Annotated in this window: 18 protein-coding genes and 1 pseudogene; 13 read left to right on the top strand and 6 right to left on the bottom strand. The window is 71.9% G+C overall.

Going from position 1 to position 14,945, the window contains the following annotated elements:
* Nucleotides 1–329: 329 nt before the first annotated feature.
* Nucleotides 330–548, bottom strand: coding sequence for an MbtH family protein (locus NEH16_RS29760; protein ID WP_073969135.1), 219 nt, complete (start codon nucleotides 546–548; stop codon nucleotides 330–332).
* A gap of 556 nt (nucleotides 549–1,104) precedes the next feature.
* Here NEH16_RS29760 and thpR point away from each other — a divergent pair.
* Both thpR and NEH16_RS29750 read left to right on the top strand, forming a co-directional pair.
* A complete protein-coding gene (thpR, locus tag NEH16_RS29755; protein WP_265546101.1) occupies nucleotides 1,105–1,734 on the top strand; it encodes an RNA 2',3'-cyclic phosphodiesterase in 630 nt (209 codons plus the stop codon).
* A gap of 136 nt (nucleotides 1,735–1,870) precedes the next feature.
* Nucleotides 1,871–2,431 carry a hemerythrin domain-containing protein gene (locus tag NEH16_RS29750; RefSeq protein WP_073969133.1) on the top strand — a complete coding sequence of 187 codons (561 nt, stop codon included), beginning with the start codon at nucleotides 1,871–1,873 and terminating at the stop codon, nucleotides 2,429–2,431.
* A 36-nt stretch (nucleotides 2,432–2,467) separates the two neighbouring features.
* On the opposite strand, the gene NEH16_RS29745 is transcribed toward NEH16_RS29750, so the two are convergent.
* Nucleotides 2,468–2,995, bottom strand: a complete 528-nt coding sequence (locus NEH16_RS29745; RefSeq protein WP_073969132.1) for a hypothetical protein — start codon at nucleotides 2,993–2,995, stop codon at nucleotides 2,468–2,470.
* A 135-nt stretch (nucleotides 2,996–3,130) separates the two neighbouring features.
* Between NEH16_RS29745 and NEH16_RS29740 the strand changes: the two genes are divergently transcribed.
* Nucleotides 3,131–4,687: an FAD-dependent oxidoreductase gene (locus tag NEH16_RS29740; RefSeq protein ID WP_265546097.1), complete on the top strand. Its 1,557-nt coding sequence runs from the start codon at nucleotides 3,131–3,133 to the stop codon at nucleotides 4,685–4,687.
* Between the two features lie 2 nt (nucleotides 4,688–4,689).
* On the opposite strand, the gene NEH16_RS29735 is transcribed toward NEH16_RS29740, so the two are convergent.
* From NEH16_RS29735 to NEH16_RS29725, 3 genes are all read right to left on the bottom strand, one after another.
* On the bottom strand, nucleotides 4,690–5,811 hold the full coding sequence (locus NEH16_RS29735) for a lipid II:glycine glycyltransferase FemX (protein WP_265546095.1): 1,122 nt from the start codon (nucleotides 5,809–5,811) through the stop codon (nucleotides 4,690–4,692).
* Between the two features lie 91 nt (nucleotides 5,812–5,902).
* A complete protein-coding gene (locus tag NEH16_RS29730) occupies nucleotides 5,903–7,279 on the bottom strand; it encodes an MFS transporter (protein ID WP_265546094.1) in 1,377 nt (458 codons plus the stop codon).
* On the bottom strand, nucleotides 7,276–7,929 hold the full coding sequence (locus NEH16_RS29725) for a TetR/AcrR family transcriptional regulator (RefSeq protein ID WP_265546093.1): 654 nt from the start codon (nucleotides 7,927–7,929) through the stop codon (nucleotides 7,276–7,278). Before NEH16_RS29725 ends, NEH16_RS29730 begins: the two co-directional genes overlap by 4 nt.
* A 124-nt stretch (nucleotides 7,930–8,053) precedes the next feature.
* On the opposite strand from NEH16_RS29725, the gene NEH16_RS29720 reads away from it, so the two are divergent.
* The 10 genes and pseudogenes from NEH16_RS29720 (at nucleotide 8,054) to NEH16_RS29670 (ending at nucleotide 13,973) form a co-directional block, all read left to right on the top strand.
* Nucleotides 8,054–8,374 (top strand): gas vesicle protein, encoded by a 321-nt coding sequence (locus tag NEH16_RS29720; RefSeq protein WP_073969127.1) that lies wholly within the window; start codon nucleotides 8,054–8,056, stop codon nucleotides 8,372–8,374.
* A gap of 33 nt (nucleotides 8,375–8,407) precedes the next feature.
* The gene (gene gvpJ, locus NEH16_RS29715; RefSeq protein WP_073969126.1) at nucleotides 8,408–8,845 is read left to right on the top strand and encodes a gas vesicle protein GvpJ; all 438 of its coding nucleotides are present in this window, start codon (nucleotides 8,408–8,410) and stop codon (nucleotides 8,843–8,845) included.
* A gap of 3 nt (nucleotides 8,846–8,848) precedes the next feature.
* Nucleotides 8,849–9,598 (top strand): GvpL/GvpF family gas vesicle protein, encoded by a 750-nt coding sequence (locus tag NEH16_RS29710; protein WP_265546090.1) that lies wholly within the window; start codon nucleotides 8,849–8,851, stop codon nucleotides 9,596–9,598.
* 1 nt (nucleotide 9,599) lies between these two features.
* On the top strand, nucleotides 9,600–9,854 hold the full coding sequence (locus NEH16_RS29705) for a gas vesicle protein GvpG (RefSeq protein ID WP_073969124.1): 255 nt from the start codon (nucleotides 9,600–9,602) through the stop codon (nucleotides 9,852–9,854).
* Between the two features lie 858 nt (nucleotides 9,855–10,712).
* Nucleotides 10,713–11,767, top strand: a pseudogene (locus NEH16_RS29695) (SRPBCC family protein).
* Complete coding sequence (locus tag NEH16_RS29690; protein WP_073969122.1) at nucleotides 11,760–12,086, top strand: gas vesicle protein; 327 nt, start codon at nucleotides 11,760–11,762, stop codon at nucleotides 12,084–12,086. The pseudogene NEH16_RS29695 and the gene NEH16_RS29690 overlap by 8 nt, the downstream one beginning before the upstream one ends.
* Nucleotides 12,083–12,877, top strand: a complete 795-nt coding sequence (locus tag NEH16_RS29685; protein WP_265546089.1) for a GvpL/GvpF family gas vesicle protein — start codon at nucleotides 12,083–12,085, stop codon at nucleotides 12,875–12,877. The genes NEH16_RS29690 and NEH16_RS29685 overlap by 4 nt, the downstream gene beginning before the upstream one ends.
* 2 nt (nucleotides 12,878–12,879) lie before the next feature.
* Nucleotides 12,880–13,107, top strand: coding sequence for a gas vesicle protein (locus tag NEH16_RS29680; RefSeq protein ID WP_073865453.1), 228 nt, complete (start codon nucleotides 12,880–12,882; stop codon nucleotides 13,105–13,107).
* On the top strand, nucleotides 13,104–13,382 hold the full coding sequence (locus NEH16_RS29675) for a gas vesicle protein K (protein WP_265546088.1): 279 nt from the start codon (nucleotides 13,104–13,106) through the stop codon (nucleotides 13,380–13,382). The genes NEH16_RS29680 and NEH16_RS29675 overlap by 4 nt, the downstream gene beginning before the upstream one ends.
* 138 nt (nucleotides 13,383–13,520) lie before the next feature.
* A complete protein-coding gene (locus NEH16_RS29670) occupies nucleotides 13,521–13,973 on the top strand; it encodes an Asp23/Gls24 family envelope stress response protein (protein WP_265546086.1) in 453 nt (150 codons plus the stop codon).
* 7 nt (nucleotides 13,974–13,980) lie between these two features.
* On the opposite strand, the gene NEH16_RS29665 is transcribed toward NEH16_RS29670, so the two are convergent.
* Complete coding sequence (locus tag NEH16_RS29665) at nucleotides 13,981–14,862, bottom strand: RNA polymerase sigma factor SigF (protein WP_073969118.1); 882 nt, start codon at nucleotides 14,860–14,862, stop codon at nucleotides 13,981–13,983.
* Between the last annotated feature and the right edge of the window lie 83 nt (nucleotides 14,863–14,945).

Here is a 14,945-nt window from a genome sequence, read left to right as displayed (position 1 = left end):
GCGGCGTCCATGGCCTACTACGGGCGGATAAAAGCGAGGAGAACGTCACCGGGCCAGGGCATCGGGCACCACGGGACCGGCTTACCGGTCCGAAAACCGGGAGCGGGCTCGGTTTTTTCGCTTATCGAGGACAGGCCGACGCGCAGTGCGTCAATGCAGTCCAGCAATGAGGAAACAAAGCCGCGTGACGGCGGCATGAACATTTCTCGCCGGAGCATGATCGATCACCACTCCGGACTGATCGACTTTGCCCGGATGTGAACGACACTGATCGATTGGAGCGCGCAAGCGGCCGCGGACCGAGGCGGCCCGCGGGCCCGCGCGCCGCCCTACCCGGCGTCGGCTTCCATCGCCCGCACCAGGCCGGCGGGCCGCATGTCCGTCCACGCGGCCTCGATGGCGTCGAGACACTCCTGTCGCGAACCCTCCGGACCGCCGACGCTCCAGCCGCCCGGAACCTCGATGTGCGCCGGCCACAGCGAATACTGGCCCTCGCCGTTCACCAGCGTCACGAACCGGCCCGACTCGTCATCGAAAGGATTGGTCACGACTGTCCCCCACTTGTTTTCCCACATGCCACCGCATGTTCTTCAGATATATGCGGGCCCGCCGCGCGGATTCACCGTTCCCCGCCACGGCGCCGCCCATCCCTGTCGCGCAAGCCCGGCCCCACGGGCCGGAGATACGTTACGCCTCGGGATACCGGCGTGACGCCGATGGCCGGCCGGTCATCCGGCTTCGCCCGTTCACGCCAATCACCATAGAGGACCACCGACAGCCCAAGAGTCGAATTCGGCCCATTACTTATCAGCCTCTACGGCCGCGACGTGCGGTAAGGCCGGCCGGAGACATATGCCAGGCCCACTCCGCCGGAAATTTTCAGCCACCTGATGTCCCGATTGTGCGCATTTCACTGAATACGACCCGCGCACATTCGGATAACCGCTGGCGTACACCCCCTCAGCCACGAGCACGCGCCGAACGCATCGCGCTCCCGTGCGCCGGGTGCGCGCCCCATTCGAGATCAATGGCCATTACCCTCACCCTGCGTCATGTTCCGCTGTGTGGCGAGGTCGGGTCCCCGGCGGGAGCGGCCGGTCCGCCATGCGATACGAATGCCGGGTGACCGAAGAGACCCCGCCCGCGACCGTGCGCGTGTTCATCGCCCTCGCTCCGCCCGACCCGGCGAAGGACGAGCTGGCCCGGGAGCTGCGCCCCGTCTACGCGACGCATCCGCAGGTGCGGTGGAACCGGGTGGAGGACTGGCACATCACCCTGGCGTTCCTGGGTGCCCTTCCGGTGGACACCGTCCCGCTGCTGCGTCCGCCGCTCGCCGCTCTCGCCGCCTCCCACCCCGCCCCGCGCCTGGCGCTGCACGGCGGCGGCACGTTCGACGAGCGGGTGGCGTGGAGCGGGGTCGCCGGTGACCTCGACGGACTGCACCGGCTCGCCGACGGCGTACGGGCCGTGGTCCGGGACTGCGGGATCGCCCTGGAGGACCGGCCGCTGCGCCCCCATCTGACCCTCGCCCGGGTGCGCCGGGGCGACCACACGTCGGCCGGGGAGATCGCCGCGCGGCTCACGGAGTTCCGGGGCCGCCCATGGCCCGCCGAGCGGCTGCATCTGGTCGGCAGCAACGCGGGGAGCGGCCCCGGGCAGATCCGCTACCGCGACATCGAGGCGTGGCCGCTCGGCACGGCTTCCGGTGCGGCCGCGCCACCGGCACGCCCCTGAGGCGGGCTCGCCCGGCCGTTACGCCAGGCTGACCGGAGTGGGGCGTGGCTCCGTGTGTTGGTGAGGTTCGGGGGTACCCCTGTGGAACGGTGAGCTGACTTCGGCTCGCACCACACAAGCGGAGAGGGTTGCACTGATGGGACACGGCGGAAACGTGATCGCGGAGCTCACCACGGACCACCGCGAGGTCGATGAACTGTTCGCGAAGATCGAGGCCCAGCCGGTCGGTGACGAGCAGCGGCGGAAGCTGGCCGACGAGCTGACGATCGAGCTGGTCCGGCACTCCGTGGCGGAGGAGATGCACCTCTACCCCGCGGTGCGGCGGTTCGTGGACGACGGCGACGACATGGCCGACAAGGAGCTGGAGGACCACGCGAAGGTCGAGCAGCACCTCAAGGAGCTGGAGGGGCTGCCGGCGGACGACCCGCAGTTCGACCACCTGGTGGCGAAGCTGAAGCTCGAGGTGAGCGAGCACGTACGCGACGAGGAGAACCGGCTGTTCCCGCTCCTCGCGGCGGCCGTCTCCCCCGAGGCCCTGGACCAGCTCGGCGAGAAGGTGCGCGCGGCGAAGAAGACCGCCCCCACGCGTCCGCACCCCTCCGCCCCCGACACCCCGCCCGGCAACAAGATCCTCGGCCCCGGCGCCGGTCTGGTCGACCGGGCCCGCGACCTGCTGAGCGGCCGCGGCAAGGGCTGAAGCGGGTACGGGTCGAAGCCCCCGGCGCCCCGGGTCTCAGCAGGCGCGGGCCGGGCCGAGGCGCAGGCGGTCCAGCAGGTCCGTGTGGTGGAGCCGGGCTATCGGCTCCAGCAGGTCGGGGTGGCGCAGCAGCGCGGTGGCGGCCAGGTCGTGCGCGCGGGGCTCGGTCAGACGGCGGAACTCGGCGGGCCCGGCCCCACCGTGCTCGGTTCCCTCGAGCGCCCGCACCGCTTCCTTCGCCGCGTCGGGCGCCGTGAGCAGATGCGCGGCCCAGCTGGCGACGACCTCGTCCACCCAGCTGCGCCAGGCCAGGTCCGCCGGACCGGCCGCCGCGGGGCCGTGACCGCCGGTGACCTCGTCCAGGCGGGCGGACCCGCCCGGGCCGGTCAGGACCACGAGGGCGGCGTCCAGGTCGGTCGGGTAGCGCAGCCAGGTGGCGACCGTGACGGCCTGGCGGGCCTGCGCCTCGGCCAGGGCGGCGGTGAGCGGGCCCCCGCCCGCCGGGAACGCGCGCGTCAGCCACTGGGTGGTGGCGGCGATGAGCGGGGCAAGGTCTGCGGGCATCGGGGCGTCCCCTCGGGTGCTGGATCGCCGTGCAGCGTACTGCGCCCTTCCCCGGCCCCCGTATGACGCAGAGCACCTTCCGCCCGTGGTGTGCGTCATGGGCGGCGGACACGCTGACGATTGGGAGAGCACACGATGAATCACCCCCGCCCCCTTCCGGGGCTGGACGAGTCCTTCTGGATGGACAGCACCGACGCGCCCGAGCACCCGCCGCTGGCGTCGGACACCGATGCGGACGTCGTCGTGATCGGCGGCGGCATCGCGGGCCTGAGCACGGCGTGGGAGCTGGCCCGGGCGGGCCGGAACGTCGTGGTCCTGGAGGCGGACCGCATCGCCTCCGGGGTGACCGGCTATACGACGGCCAAGGTCTCCGCCCTCCAGTCGCTGGTGTACGACCGGCTGCGGCGGACCCGGGGCGTGGACGCGACCCTGCTGTACGCGGCGTCGCAGCTGGACGCGGTGGACCGGGTGGCCGGCATCGTGGAGGAGCTGGGGATCGCGTGCGACCTGGAGCGGGTGAGCGCGTACAGCTATGCGGCCGGGCCGGAGTCCCGGCACCTGATCGAGGCGGAGGCGCGGGCCGCCGCCGACGCGGGGCTCGATGTCGCGTACGTCTCCGAGACGGAGCTGCCGTTCCCGGTCGGCGGGGCGGTCCGGGCGGAGGGCCAGGCCCAGTTCCACCCGCGCAAGTACCTGCTGGCCCTGGCCCGGGATCTGGTCGCGCAGGGGGGCCGCGTCTTCGAGCGGAGCCGGGTGACCGGGCTGTCCGAGGGCACGCCGTGCCGGGTGACCGTCGAGTCGGGGCGGAGTGTGACGGCCCGGGACGTGGTCGTCGCCACGCATTACCCGGTCTTCGACCGCGCGATGCTGTTCGCCCGGCTCTCACCCAGGCGTGAACTGGTCGTCGCCGCGCCCATTGCCGCAGAGCTGGCTCCGAAGGGCATGTACATCACCGAGGACGAGGGGAAGCGCTCGGTGCGCTCCACTCCGCTCGATGACGGCCGGCGCCTGCTGATCGTGACCGGGGAGAGTTTCACCCCGGGCACCGGGGACCCCGGCGAGCGGTTCCGGCGGCTGGACGCGTGGCTGCACGAGAGGTTCCCGGCGGCGGGCCCGACCGCGTACCGGTGGGCGGCGCAGGACAACGATCCCAGCGATACGGTCCCGCTGATCGGGCCGTTCCACATCGGGGCCCGGCACACCTATGTGGCGACCGGGTTCGGCGGCTGGGGGATGACCGGCGGGGTGCTCGCGGGCCGGCTGCTGACCTCGCTCATCGCGGACGGCGTCCCGCCGCTGCCGTGGGCGGAGTTGTACGACCCCCGGCGGCTGGGGAGCGCGGTGCGCGAGGCGGGGTCGCTGCTGGGTGCGCAGGCGGAGGTGGCGAAGCACTTCGTCGGCGACCGGCTGAGCGTCAGCCACCTGGACTCGGTGAGCCAGGTGGTTCCGGGGACGGGCGCGGTGGTCCGGGTGAAGGGCCGCCGCTGCGCGGTGTACCGGGAGCCGGACGGCACGGTGCGGGCGGTGTCCGCGCGGTGCACGCATCTGGGGTGCCTGGTGGCGTTCAACGAGGCGGAGACGGCGTGGGAGTGCCCGTGCCACGGTTCGCGCTTCGGCGTCGACGGCTCGGTGCTCCAGGGCCCGGCGGTGCGGCCGCTGGAGGAGCTGGACCTGGACGACGGCCAGGGGTAGGGCTACCGCCGCGCCATGTAGAGGCTGAACGCCTTGTGCAGCACCTTGTTGAGCGGGTAGTCCCATTCGCCGACGTACTCGGCGGCCTGGCCGCCGGTGCCGACCTTGAAGCGGAGCAGCCCGAGCAGGTGGTTGCTCTCGTCCAGGGTGTCGGTGGTGCCCCGGAAGTCGTAGACGTGCGCGCCCATGGCGTGGGCGTCGCGGATCATCTGCCACTGGATGGCGTTGTTGGGCTGCACCTCGCGCCTGCGGCCGGTGGACGCCCCGTACGAGTACCAGACGTGCCCGCCGACGGTGAGCATGGTGGCGGCGGCCAGCACCTCGCCGTCGTGCGCGGCGAGGTAGAGCCGCATCCGGTCGGGGTGTTCGGCGGTGAGCGCCTTCCACATGCGCTGGAAGTACGCCAGGGGGCGGGGGATGAACCGGTCGCGCTCGGCGGTCTCGGTGTAGAGCGCGTAGAAGGTGTCCAGATCGGCGTAGTCGCCCTGGACGACCTTGACGCCGGCCTTCTCCGCCTTCTTGACGTTGCGCCGCCACAGCTGGTTGAAGCCGGCCAGGAGGTCGTCGGGCGAGCGGCCGGCGAGGGGGAGCTGGAACACGTAACGCGGCTGTCCGGCGGCGAATCCGTCCTCGCCGTCGCCCCCGGACCGCTGCCAGCCCAGGCTCCGCAGGCGGTCCGTCAGCGCGTGGGCCCGAGGGTCCTGTTCGGTGGGCGGGACCTCGCCGAGGCGGTGGGCGCCGGGGTCGGCGATGGCCTCCTTGACGGTGGCCGCGTCCCAGCGGCGGGCGACGACGGGCGGGCCCATCTTCACGGTGAACGCGCCCTGCCCCTTGAGGTGTTCCAGGAGCGGGTCCAGCCACCGGTCGAGGTCGTCGTCGTACCAGTCGATGACGGGGCCCTCGGGGAGGTAGGCGAGGTACCGCTTGATCTTCGGCAGCGGCCGGTACAGGACCAGGGCGGTGCCGGTGATCCGGCCCGCGCCGTCGATCCAGCCGAGGCTCTCCGCCCGCCAGTCGGGCTTCACGTCGCCCCAGGACGGGACCTGCATGTGGCTCGCGGACGGCAGGCTGTCGACGTACGCCAGGTGCTCTTCCCGGCTGATCGTCCTCAGGCGGAGGTCCATCGGTGTGCTCCTCGTCCACGGGTCGTGATCCTTCGGCAGCCTACTGGCGGTCGCCGCACCCCACGACGCGAGCGGCCGTTCGAGCGAGGGCTCAGCGCCGGGGCAGCAGCGAGGCGGGGATCAGCCCCAGCGCGGCGAGCGCCGCCACCGCGGGCAGCGCCTGGCCCAGGGCGAGATCCGTTACGGGGAGGAGCCGGTGCCCCGGGTCGGCGACGGCCGACGGGGTGAGCGGCATCAGTCCGGCGGCGACGGCGATTCCGAGGGCGGGGCCCACGTTCATGGCGGTCTGCTTGAGGCCGCCGACCACCCCGGCGTAACCGGGCGGGGCGTCCCCGACGACGGTCCCGGTGGCGGTGACCATGACGGCGGTGAAGCCCGCCCCCAGCACCGCGAGGACGAGGCCGGTCTCCCCTGCGGAGCCCGGCCGGGAGAGCCCGAGGACGGCGAGGACGACGCACAGCTGGCCGGTGATCGCGGTGCGGCGCGGCCCGAACCGGCCGAGCGCGGCCGAGGCCACGGGCGCCCCGGCGATCATGAGCAGGGTCAGCGGCAGGCAGCGCAGCCCGGTGGTGAGCGGATCGAGGCCGAGCCCCTGCTGGAGGAAGAACGTGACGGTGAACAGCGCGCCGAACAGGCCGCCGGAGGTGGTGAGGAGCAGCACCATCGAGGCCGTCACGGGCACGGAGCGGGTCACGGCCGGCGGCACGACCGGCTGGGCGCTGCGGCGTTCGTACGCGACGAGCACCGCCCCGAGGACCACGGCCAGCAGCAGCCCGAGCCCCGTCCGGGCGCCGGTCCATCCGTCGTCGGGGATGCCGGCCAGGGTGTGGACGAGGGCGGCGAGCGCGGCGGCGAGGAGGGCGCCGGAGGTGAGGTCGAACCGCCGGTCCGCGGTGCGCGGCACTTCGGGGGTGCGCACGGCCAGGGTGAGGGCGGCGATGGCCAGGGCGGCCGGGATGTTGATCAGGAAGACGGCGCGCCAGCCCCAGTGCGTGACGAGGACTCCCCCGAGCACCGGACCGGCCGCGGCGGCCAGCCCGATCGCGCTGGTCCGGAGGGCGACGGCCCGGCCGAGGCGGTCGGCCGGGTAGACCAGCCTGAGCAGGGCGAGCGTCGCCGGTTGCAGGAGCGCGCCGAACACCCCTTGGGCGGCGCGCAGGGCGATCACGGGGCCGATGCCCTGGGCGAAGGCGATCCCGGCCGAAGCGGCGCCGAAACCGAGCACCCCGACGCAGAGCAGCCTCCGGTGCCCGTAGTGGTCCCCGAGCCGGCCGGCGATCACGAGGAGGGCGGCTACGGCGAGGAGGTAGGCGGTGCTCGTCCACTGGACCTCGGTGACGGTTGCCCCGAGGTCGCTGCGCAGGTCCGGCTGGGCGACGAGCAGCACGGTGCCGTCCAGGGCGACGATCATCGCGCCCGCCACCGAGGCGAGCAGCGCGGCGCGGGGCCGTACGGCGGTGGGGGTCATGCGTCCGCCCGGCCGAGGTGGGCGTCGAGCGCCGCCGTGACGAGCGGGTCCGGTTCCTCGTCCGCGCCGGGGAAGGCCAGTTGGAGGCTGCCGTTCGCCCGGAGCACGGCGATGCCGTGCAGGTTGGTCCAGAGGGCGGCCGCGGTCAGGGCCGGCGGCGGGGCGGAGTTGTCCGAGGGTCCGGTGCCGTGCTCCGTGCGCTGGGCGCGGTCCTCCGTGACGAGCTCGACGAGGCGCGCGAACAGCGGGAGGGTCGCCTCGCGCAGGCGCGGCCCGGGCGCGTCCGCGTCACTCGCATGGGCCTCGCTGTCGAGCAGGTCGTGGCGGAACATCAGCTCGAACATGCCGCCGTACTCCGCCGCGTAGTCCAGGAAGGCGTCGGCGAGGCTCCGCAGCTGGTCGCGGGGTGTCCCGGAGCCTTCGGTCGCCGTCGTGAAGCGGGCGGCCAGCTCGGTGAAGCCGCGCCGGGCGATGGCGGAGAGCAGGGCGTGGTGGGTCGGGAAGTAGCGGCGCGGGGCGCCGTGGGAGACCCCGGCGCGTCGGGCGATCTCACGGAGGCCGAGCGACGCGGATCCTTCGGCCATGACGAGGTCGACACCTGCGTCGATCAGGCGTTCCCGCAAGGGGCCGGCTTGGTGCGCTTGATCCATAGACACTGTCTACCAGGACTTCGTAGACAGTGTCTACACCTTGGGCGTGGCTCCACTGCGAGGCACGCACCCCGATGACCTCGCCCAAGATGCGGGGGCGGCGGGAGTGAGCAGACTGGGTCCCATGGCAGATCAGCGGCGCTCCCAGGCGGGAACCACGAAAACGGCGACCAAGCGGCGTGCCCCGTCCGCACGGGGCCCCGAACACGCGGCCCGCGCTGCCATCCAGAGCCTGGAGGGTCTCATCGACCACCGCGCGGAGGGCGTGTCCGCCGTCCGGCGCACCGATGACGGCTGGTGCGTTGTCGTGGACGTTCTCGAAGTGCCCCGGATTCCGGACACCACGAGCCTCCTCGCCTCCTACGAGGTGCAGCTCGACCGGTCCGGTGAGCTCCTGGAGTACCGCAGGGTCCGCCGGTACCGCCGGGGCGCCGCCGACGAGTGAGCGGCGTCCACTCCCCTGCCGGAAGGACATTCCATGACCGCGACCACCTACTCCGACGAAGTCGTCGCCTGCCCGCCGCGCGCCGGCACCCTGTACGACGTCCTGGAGCTGATCCTCGACCGGGGCATGGTGATCGATGTCTTCATCAGGGTCTCCCTGGTCGGCATCGAGATCCTGAAGATAGACGCGCGCATCGTCGTCGCCAGCGTGGACACGTATCTGCGGTTCGCCGAGGCGTGCAACCGGCTGGACCTGGAACGGGACTCCGGCAGCACCACCGTTCCGGAGCTGATCGGCGGGGGCGCCGCCAAGTCCATCGGCAAGCGGAAGGTGCGCAGGGCCGCCGAGTCGGTGGGCGACACCGTGCGCAAGGCGGTCGGCGGCGACGAGGAGCCGGAGGAGGAGCGGCCGAGGAAGCGGCGCGCCCCGGCGCGCGACAGCGAGAGCCGGCGCCGCCGTGTGGAGGCGTGAGCGGTGACAGCCGACGGTGTGTACGTGTACGCGATCACCCGGGCCGGGACCGCGCTCCCGGACGGGCAGGGCGGTGTGGGCAGCCCGCCCGCACGGCTGCGGACCGTCCGGCGGGGCCGGCTCGCCGCGGTCGTCAGCGACGCTCCCCCGGACCTCCGGGCGCGCCGCCGCGATCTGCTGGCCCACCAGGAGCTGCTGCTGCGGCTGATGGACGAGGGGCCCGTGCTGCCGATGCGGTTCGGCATGGTGGCCCCCGACCAGGACACCGTGGAACGGCAGCTGGCCGCCGATGAGGACGGCCATGCGGCGGCCCTGAAGCGGCTCGCCGGCTGCCACGAGATCAACGTGAAGGCGCTCGCCGCCGAGGACGCGCTCGCCGATGTGGTCGCCGAGGACGGCACCGTACGCAAGCTGCGGGAGGCCGCGCGCCGGCGTCCGGGTTACGAGGCCAGTCTGCGGCTGGGCGAGGCGGTGGCCGCCGCCCTCGCGCGGCGGGCCGCCGAGGCGGGGCGGCGGGTGCTCCGGGAGCTGACGCCGAGGGCCAGAGCGGTGGCGGCGGGCCCGGAGGTCCAGGGGTGCGCGCTCAATGTGTCGTTCCTGGTGGAGCGGGAGGCCGGAGAGGCGTTCCTGGCCGAGGCGCGCCGGTTCGCGGGCGAGAACCGCGGCCATGTGGAGCTCCGCCTGGCCGGGCCGCTGCCGTGCTACAGCTTCGTCTCCGCCGAGGCCCGGCCGGTCCCCGTGGGCGGTGGCTGAGATGGGCCTCATCACCGGTCTGCTGACGCTGCCCGTCGCACCCGTGCGCGGGGTGGTGTGGGTGGCCGAGAAGCTGCACGACGCCGCCGAGCGGGAGCTGCACGACCCCCGTGTACTGCGCGCCCAACTGGCCGTACTCAACCAGGAGTTGGAGGCCGGAGACATCACGATCGAGGAATTCGAACGGGAAGAGGAGCGGTTGCTCGACCGGCTGCACGCCGTTCGGGCCGTCCGCGTGCCAAGCGATCGAAGGTGACGTGCTCATGGATGACGAGGCCAAGGTAGCGCTCGCAGCCGCGGTGGTCGGCGGCTATGTGCTGGGCCGGACCAAGAAGGGCCGAATGGCCCTGACCGTGGCGACCTATCTGGCGGGCCGGAGGTTCGGGCTCGAACCCCGCCAGCTCGCCGCCGAGGGCATGCGCCGCCTCGGCGGTGTCCCCCAGGTCGCCGAACTCCAGGAACAGCTGCGGGGCGAGGTCATGGACGCGGGCCGCAAGGCGGTGACGGCTGCGGCGAACCGCAGCATGTCCTCGCTGGCCGACGCGATCGGTGACCGCACCGCCCGGCTCTCCGAGGGCCGGCGCGAGGAGGACGAGGACCAGGACGAGTACGACGACGAGCCGTACGAGGACGAGTACGACGACGACGCGTACGAAGAGGAACCGGAGGACGAAGAGGAACCGGACGAGGACGAGCCCTGGGACGAGGGCGAGGACGAGGACGACGAGGACGGGGCGAGGAAGAGGACGAGGGCGAGGAAGAGCCCCCCGAGCCGCCCGCCAGGAAGGCGCCGCCGAAGAAGGCACCGTCCAAGAAGGCAGCCGCCAAGAAGGCACCGGCGAAGAAGCAGGCCGCCAAGAAGACCGCCCCGGCCAAGAAGGCGGCCCCCGCCAAGAAGAGTGCGGAGAAGAAGCCCGCCGCCAAGAAGGCCGCGCCCGCGAAGAAGGCGGCCGGGGCCAAGAAGGCGACGGCGAAGAAGTCGGCTCCCGCGAAGAAGGCCGCGGCCAGGAAGACCGCCCCGGCGAAGAAGTCCGCGTCGAAGAAGACGTCGTCGTCCAGGTCGTCGTCCAAGCGGACCGCTTCCAAGCGCACCGACCGTCGGAGGTAGCGAGTCATGGCCAGGACAGAACAGGACGAGTCCGGGACGCAGGAGTCGGGTCTCGACCGGCTCCGCGAGGAGCTGTCGGGCTTCCTCAGCGCGAAGGTGGAGGACCTCGCGGGCAAGGCGAGCGGCAAGCTGACGGATGTCGCGCAGCAGCTCACCGACTCCGCGGGGGACGGCGGCTCCCTGCCCGCCGTGGCCTCCCGGGTCCTCCAGGGCGAATCGCCGCTGAAGTCGTTCGTCTCGGAGAAGGCCAAGGGCGTGAAGGACAACGTCACGGAGAAGGCCAAGGAGGCGTTCGGCGGGGGCAAGGGAAGAGCAAGTCGAGCGGTGGCGGCAAGTCGATGAACATCGTGGAAGTCCTCGATGTCGGCGTGCCCCTGCGTACGGCGTACGACTACTGGACCCAGTACGACAAGTTCAGCAGCTTCGCGAAGGGCGTCCAGGACGTCTCGACGGAGGACGAGGCCACCAGCGACTGGAAGGTCAAGATCGGCCCGTCCTCGCGCAGCTTCAAGGCGACCGTCCAGGAACAGATCCCCGACGAGCGCATCACCTGGACCTCGGAGGGTTCCAAGGGCACCACGCGCGGTGCCGTCAGCTTCCATGAGCTGACGCCGACCCTCACCCGGATCATGCTGGTGGTCGAGTACTACCCGTCCGGCTTCTTCGAGAAGACGGGCAACCTCTGGCGGGCCCAGGGCCGCCGCATCCGCCTGGACTTCAAGCACTTCCAGCGGTACGTCACCCTCACCGACGAGGAGCCCGACGGCTGGCGCGGCGAGATCCGCGACGGCGAGGTCGTCGTCTCCCACGAGGACGCCGTGGCCGAGGAGGAGGAGTCCGAGGGCGACGAGGACCAGCCGGAGGACGAGGACTACGAGGACGAGGACGAAGGCGAAGGCGAAGGCGAGGACGAGGAGGGCGACGAGGACGAGTGGGAGGACGACGAGGAACCGGAAGAGGAACCGGAGGAAGAAGAGGACGAGGAGGACGAGGACGAGGAGGACGACGAGGAGGAGCCCGCCCCGAGCAGGCGGCGCGGGCGGAGGTCCCGTCGTGACTGATCTCGACTTCCGGCAGGACGCCGCCTACGCACCCGCCGGCCCGCACACGACCAACCTCGCCGACATCCTCGAACGCGTCCTGGACAAGGGCATCGTCATCGCTGGTGACATCAAGATCGATCTGCTGGACATCGAGCTGCTCACCATCCGGCTGCGCCTGTTCGTCGCCTCCGTCGACACGGCGAAGAAGGCCGGGATCGACTGGTGGGAGACCGATCCCGCGCTCAGTTCGCACGCGGCGCGCAACGCGCTGCTGGACGAGAACCGGGAGCTGCGGGCCCGCCTGGACGCCCTCGAGTCACAGGCGTCCGAGTCATGACCGAGGACATCCGCGCGTCGGCGGACGCCAGTGCCGTGTACGTCTACGCCGTGTGCCGCACCGAGGAGCGGCCGGACCTCACCGGGCCGGCAGGCGTCACGGGCGAGAGTCCGCTGCGCGCCCTGCCCCTCGGCCCCGGGCTCACCGCGGTCGTCCAGACCGTACGGGCGGCCGACTTCACCGACGAGGCGTGGCAGGCCCGGCTGGCCGACGAGCCCGAACTCGAACGGTACGCACGGGCCCATCACGACGTCGTGTGCGCGATGGCCGCCCGGCACCCCACGGTGCCCCTCCCGCTGGCCACGCTGTACCACGACGAGGAGCGGGCCCGGGCGGCGCTGGACAAGGAGGCCCGGCGCTTCCACGCCGCGCTGGAACGCACCGCCCACCACTCCGAGTGGGGCGTCAAGGTGTACGTGGCCGACGCTCCGGCCCGGGAGGCGCCCGAGGCCGCCCCGCAGCGGCCCGCGCCCGGAGCCGGCCGCGCCTACCTCGACCGGAAGCGGAACCTGCGGGACCGGCGCGAACGGCACCGGACGGACGGCCTGCACATCGCGGAGGTGGTGGACGCGGACGTGAGCGGCCTGGCCACCGCCTCGCGCAGGCTCCCCTCGCACGGTCCCCGGGTGCCGGACGAGCGGCGCGTCCAGGTGCTCAACGCCACGTATCTGGTGGCCGAGGACCGGGCGGCGGAGCTGGCGCGGCTGGCGCAGAGCCTCAGGGAGCGCACCGGGGCGCAGGTCGAGCTGTCGGGGCCCTGGGTCCCGTACTCCTTCGTCGGAGAGGTGTAGAAGTGGAGCGCTCGGTCGTGCCGTGGGACGAGCCGGAACCGCTGAGCGGGCCGATCGGGGTGCCCCTGGTCGATCTGCTGGACCGGGTCCTCGCGACCGGGGTGGTCATCAGCGGGGACCTGGTCATCGCGATCGCCGACGTGCCGCTCGTACGCCTGTCGCTGCACGCGCTGCTGTCGTCGGTGAGCGAGCGGGTGCCGGCGCCCTGGGCGGACGGGGGGCCGCTGTGACGGACGCGCGGGTCGAGCTGGACTCCGACAAGGTGGGCCAGGACCTCGTCACGCTGGTGCTCACCGTGGTGGAGCTGCTGCGCCAGCTGATGGAGCGCCAGGCGATCCGGCGCATCGACGAGGGTTACCTCACCGAGGAGCAGACCGAGGAGATCGGTACGACGCTGATGCTCCTGGAGCAGCGGATGACGGAGCTGTGCGCGCAGCACGGGGTGCGGCCCGAGGACCTGAATCTGGACCTCGGGCCGCTGGGTTCGCTGCTGCCGCGCGACTGAGCCGGCGCCGGTCCCCCGGGTGCGGGTGCTCACCCGAATGGCGGGGGCGCGGAAGCCGGAGGAGAGTGGGATGAGGGGCGGAACGGCTTCCGCCGGGCAGCCCCTCTCCCACCCCAGCTCTTTCCGTGTGAGGAACTCATGGCGACCAACGAAAGCGGCGGCACCACGCTGGACGGCGGTGCGGCGGGCGGCACCCGAGGGACGACGACCATCGCGGACAACGTGGTCTCGACCATCGCCGGTATCGCGGTACGGGAGACCGACGGGGTGCATTCCGTCGGCAAGGGTCCTTCGCGAGCGATCGGAGCCGTCAGGGACAAGGTCTCCCGCTCCAGTGACCCGGGGCGGGGCGTCAAGGTGGAGGTCGGCGAGAAGCAGACCGCCATCGACGTCGACATCGTCGTGGAGTACGGCGCCCCCATCCGGGACACCGCCCGCAGCCTCCGTACGAACGTCACGGACGCCGTGGAGACGATGACCGGTCTCGACGTGGTCGAGATCAACATCAACGTCACCGACGTCCATGTGCCGGGTTCGGACGACGACGAGGACGAGGACGAGTCGTCCACGCGTTCGTCGCGCGTCCAGTAGGCGGGGATCAGTCCTCGGTGAGGATGCCTTCGCGGAGCTTGCCCAGTATGCGGGCGATCAGCCGTGAGACGTGCATCTGCGAGAGACCGAGCTGTTCACCTATCTGGGACTGCGTCATCTCCTGGCCGAAGCGCATCTGGACGATGGCGCGTTCCCGTTCGTCCAGTGTCTCCAGCAGGGGTGCCAGGGCGTGCAGGTTCTCGACCAGCTCGATCCCCGGGTCGCACTCGCCGGTGATGTCCGCGTGGGTGCGGCTCACCCCGCTGGGGCTGTCGGACTCCGCCCCGTCGAGGGGTACGTCCAGCGAGTGCGCGGTGTAGCCGTTGGATGCGACCAGGCCCTCGATGACGTCCTCCTCGCTGATGGCGAGGCGTTCGGAGAGTTCGGCGACGGTGGCCTCCCGGCCGAGCGAGGTGGCCAGCTCCTCCTTGGCCTTGGCGAGGGTGACCCGGAGTTCCTGGAGCCGCCGGGGCACATGGACGGACCAGGTGGTGTCCCGGAAGAAGCGCTTGATCTCACCGACGATGTAGGGAATGGCGAACGAGGTGAATTCGACTTCCCTGCTGAGTTCGAAGCGGTCGATGGCCTTGATCAGGCCGATGGTGCCCACCTGGATGATGTCCTCCATCTGCCCGTTGCCGCGGTTGCGGTACCGGGCCGCGGCGAAGTGGACCAGGGTGAGGTTCATCTCGATGAGCGTATTGCGGGCGTACTGGTACTCCGGCGTGCCTTCTTCGAGGGTCTGCAACCGGTCGAAGAACAGCTTGCTGAGTGCCCGGGCGTCCTTGGGCGCGACCTTCAGCGGGTCGGCGATCTCGGGGAGTTCGGCCGGCGCACCTGTCGTGGTCCCCGGCACCTGGGCAGATACGGATGTCGGCATGGCGATCATTCCTTCCTCGGACAGCGGCTGCTTACGCATGCGCGAAGCTGCGACTACCCGGAGCCATGCGTTCCACACACGCGTGCGACAAA

Source organism: Streptomyces drozdowiczii, assembly GCF_026167665.1.
Taxonomy (GTDB): Bacteria; Actinomycetota; Actinomycetes; order Streptomycetales; family Streptomycetaceae; genus Streptomyces; species Streptomyces drozdowiczii_A.
Note: the sequence above shows the minus strand (reverse complement) of the source record. Positions and strands in the feature narration are given on the sequence as shown.